Origin of the sequence: Actinoplanes sp. NPDC048791 (assembly GCF_040650095.1) — a bacterium.
GTDB lineage: Bacteria > Actinomycetota > Actinomycetes > Mycobacteriales > Micromonosporaceae > Actinoplanes.
The window spans coordinates 1-3,519 of record NZ_JBEZGQ010000873.1 but is presented as its reverse complement, the minus strand read 5'-3'; the positions used below and the strand labels follow the sequence as shown (position 1 = coordinate 3,519).

Annotated in this window: 4 protein-coding genes; 3 read left to right on the top strand and 1 reads right to left on the bottom strand. The window is 73.1% G+C overall.

Translation table 11 applies throughout. The annotated features are described in order from the left end of the window. On the bottom strand, positions 1-462 hold a 462-nt coding region (locus tag AB0C29_RS38875), incomplete at its 3' end, for a gamma-glutamyltransferase (RefSeq protein WP_360831499.1). Positions 463-511: 49 nt separating this feature from the next. Between AB0C29_RS38875 and AB0C29_RS38870 the strand changes: the two genes are divergently transcribed. From AB0C29_RS38870 to AB0C29_RS38860, 3 genes are all read left to right on the top strand, one after another. Next, positions 512-1,819, top strand: a complete 1,308-nt coding sequence (locus tag AB0C29_RS38870) for an MFS transporter (protein ID WP_360831496.1) — start codon at positions 512-514, stop codon at positions 1,817-1,819. 159 nt (positions 1,820-1,978) lie between these two features. Continuing rightward, a complete protein-coding gene (locus tag AB0C29_RS38865) occupies positions 1,979-2,449 on the top strand; it encodes a hypothetical protein (protein ID WP_360831493.1) in 471 nt (156 codons plus the stop codon). A 28-nt stretch (positions 2,450-2,477) separates the two neighbouring features. Next, on the top strand, positions 2,478-3,519 hold a 1,042-nt coding region (locus AB0C29_RS38860), incomplete at its 3' end, for an aminotransferase class V-fold PLP-dependent enzyme (protein ID WP_360831490.1).

The following is a 3,519-nucleotide window of genomic DNA, read 5'->3' as shown; positions in this document are numbered from 1 at the left end:
GGCCCGCGCCGGGGTCCCGCTGCCGGCCAGCTCCAACGCCGGCGCGACCAGCTCCGCCCAGGGCAGCCGGCCCCAGCGCCGGTGCACCTCGCCGCAGCCGACCGGCACACCCGGCACGGCCACACTGGCCCCGCCGATCGAGTACACCTGCGGGACCCCGCCGAAGAACACATCGACCGCGAGCATCGGCCCGGCCACCCGGTCGCCGTCCGTGCCGGGCACCGAGACGAAGAAGTCCAGGCAGGTGACCGAGCCGGTGGCGGCGTCGAAGTAGGTGGCGAAACCGCCCCCGCCCAGCCCGGTGTAGACCGTCTCGGCGACACAGGTGGCGAGCACGGCGGCGACCGCGGCATCCGCGGCCGTACCTCCGGCGCGCAGCACCCGCAGACCGGCCTCGGCCGTCGCGGGATGGCTCGCTGCGACCCCGGCGGCGACCCGGGACGGCGGTGCGGAAATCTCCATTCGGCGAAGCGTAGGCGCAGCGGCCCACCGATGGTTACCATCCGCGTCCATGACGGTCGCCGGTCCCTCGCACGACGTACGGCTCTCCCGCCGCGTCGTCGCCGGATATTCGCTGGGCTCACTGGTGACCGGACCTTTCGGCACCGTGCCCGGTCTGCTCCTGCTGCCCTATCTGACCGACACGCTCGGCGTCGCGGCCGGCGTCGCGGGACTGCTGGTGCTGCTGCCGAAGGCCTGGGACGTACTGGTGAACCCGGTCGCGGGCCGGATCTCCGACCGCAGCGGTGACCGGCGCGGCTTCCTGCTCGGCGCCGGCCTGGCCCTGGGCGTGCTGTTCGCGGCCATCTTCGCCGGGCCGTTCGCCGCCGGCGCCGCGGCGGGCGCCTACGTCGCGGTCGCCTTCCTGGCGGCGGCCACCGCCTTCGCCTTCTTCCAGGTGCCCTACGTCGCGATGCCGGCCGAGCTGACCTCCGGCCGGGCCGAGCGCACCCGCCTGATGACCTGGCGGGTCGCGGTCCTGGCCCTGGCCATCCTGATCTCCGGCGCGCTGGCCCCGCTGGTCGTCGACCTAGGCGGCGGCGGCCTGACCGGCCACCGATGGTCCGGCGCGTTCGTCGGCGCGCTCATCGTCGTGGGCACCCTGGGTGCCTTTTTCGGTACGCGCACAGCAGAGTCCCGCACCGCAGCCGACCAGGAACCGAGCCTCCGCGCCCAGTTGCGGATCGCGGCGGCCAATGCGTCGTTCCGCTCCCTGCTGCTCTGTTACGTGATCCAGGCGGCCGGCATCGGCACGATGCTCGCCGGCGTGCAGTACTTCGCCGACCACGTCATCGGCCAGAAGTCCGGCGCGACCTTCCTGTTCGCCGCCTTCGTCGGCCCGGCGCTGCTGGTCATGCCGCTGTGGAGCCGGGTCGGCGCCCGCCACGGCAAACTCCGCGGCCTGATCGCCGCCTCCGTGCTCTTCGCGTTCGGTGCCCTGGTCCTGCTGGCCTCACCCACTCTGCCCGCGGTGGTGATCTACCTGGTCGTGGCCCTGATCGGCTGCGGGTACGCCGGCCAGCAGGTCTTCGCCCTGGCGATGCTCCCCGACCTGATCGAACGCGACACCGTACGCACCGGGCGCCGCCAGGCCGGGGTGTTCACCGGGTTGTGGACCGCGGGGGAGACGCTGGGCCTGGCCCTGGGCCCGGGCATCTACGCGCTGGTCCTCCAGCTGTTCGGCTACGCGTCGTCGTCGACCGGCGAGGCGGCGGCCCAGGATCCGACGGCCCGCCTCGGCGTCCTGCTGGGCTTCACCGTGGTCCCGGCCCTGCTGGTCGGGGCGGCGGTCGCCCTGCTGCGCCGCTACCAGGACTGACGGACAACCGCGTTCGGCTGACACCTTCCCGCCGGGAGTACCGCCGCAGCTCCTCGATCGGCGCGGCTGCGGCGGCGGGCCGGGTGACCCGTTCTCCTCGTCTCCGGGTGCCGCGCAGGTGATTTCCTGCCGAGGAATCGGGCCTGTGAGCGGGCCTGGGTGCTGACCGGCAAGGCCGAGGACATCGGGTTGTGGATACCGGACGACGTCGCGGTGGCGGCCACCCGGCATTGCGACGACGACGTGCCCACCGCGGACGAGGTGAGCTGGAACAAGGCCTACCCGGAGGGCCGGGGAAACGCGCGGTGCGCAGCCGTGACGAGCACCCCGGCCACCGATGACGACGGTCGTCTGGCGGAAGCCGAATGCGTCGGTGACTGGGCCGATTTCGTGCAGTTCATGGACGACCGGCCGCGGTCCTGCGTCGAGCCGGCGAACATGCAGAACCGGCAACAGACCTCGGCGGCCGCCTTTGCGGAACTGACGAAGGTCTGCTCAGCCGATCTGGCAGCGGAGGAGAGCAAGACCACCTTCGGTGAGGCGGTCGGCAACGGCCTGGCGTACATCGCCGTCGGGATCGCCGGACTGCTCCTCCTCTACGGACTCTTCAAGGGTGCCTTCTCCGACTAGTGGCGGCAGCCGGGACTACCTTGGGGCCATGATCGAGGCGTTGCCGGGCACCGGCGTTCCGGGTGAGCAGGTGCTTGCCGAGTTGCGTGAGTTGCGGACCGCGGACCTGCCCACGCACGGCGGGCGGCTGTTCGCCTATGTCTTCGACCCGGCCGTCGACGGGCTCGACGAGCTGGCCCGGGCCGCGTACGCGATCTCCGCGCACGTCAACGGCCTGGACCCGACCGCCTTCCCGTCGCTGCTGGCGATGGAGAACGCACTGGTCGCGGCGGCCGGCCGGCTGCTCGGCGGCGGTCCCGGCACGGACGCGCCGGAGGTGGTCGGCAGCGTCACGAGCGGCGGCACCGAGTCGCTGATCCTGGCCGTGAAGGCGGCCCGGGACGCGCACCCGGAGATCGAGCGGCCACGGCTGGTGGTCCCGTCCACCGCGCACGCCGCGTTCGCCAAGGCGGCGCACTATCTGCGGGTCGCTCTTGATGTCGTGCCGGTCGGTCCGGACCTGCGCGCCGACCCCGCCGCCATGGCTGCGGCGATCGGACCGGAGACGGTGCTGGTGGCGGCCTCGGCGCCGAGCTACGCGCACGGTGTCGTCGACCCGATCGCCGAGCTCGCCGCCCTGGCCGCCGAGCGGGGTGTGCGGTTCCACGTCGACGCGTGCTTCGGCGGCTGGGTGCTGCCCTACCTGCGGCGGCTCGGCGCCGGCCTGCCGGCCTTCGACTTCACCGTGCCCGGCGTCACCAGCATCTCGGTCGATCTGCACAAATACGCGTACGCGCCCAAGGGCGTCTCCGTGCTGCTGCACCGGGACGCGGCGCTGCGGCTGCCGCAGTTCTTCGCGTACGCGGACTGGCCCGGCTACACGATGATCAATCCGGTGATCTCCTCCACCCGTTCCGGCGGCCCGATCGCGGCGGCCCTGGCCACGCTCCGGCACCTCGGTGACGACGGTTACCTGCGGCTGGCCGGGCACACCCGGGACGCGGTCGCCGTGCTCGCGGCCGCGGTCGAGGCCACTGCCGGCGTACGCCTGTTCGCCCCGCCCGAGACCAGCGACGTGTGCCTGGCCGCCG

What these genes read in the sequence shown, in the direction of transcription:
- AB0C29_RS38870 (WP_360831496.1), top strand. Translation starts at nt 512, where the DNA reads ATGACGGTCGCCGGTCCCTCGCACGACGTACGGCTCTCCCGCCGCGTC.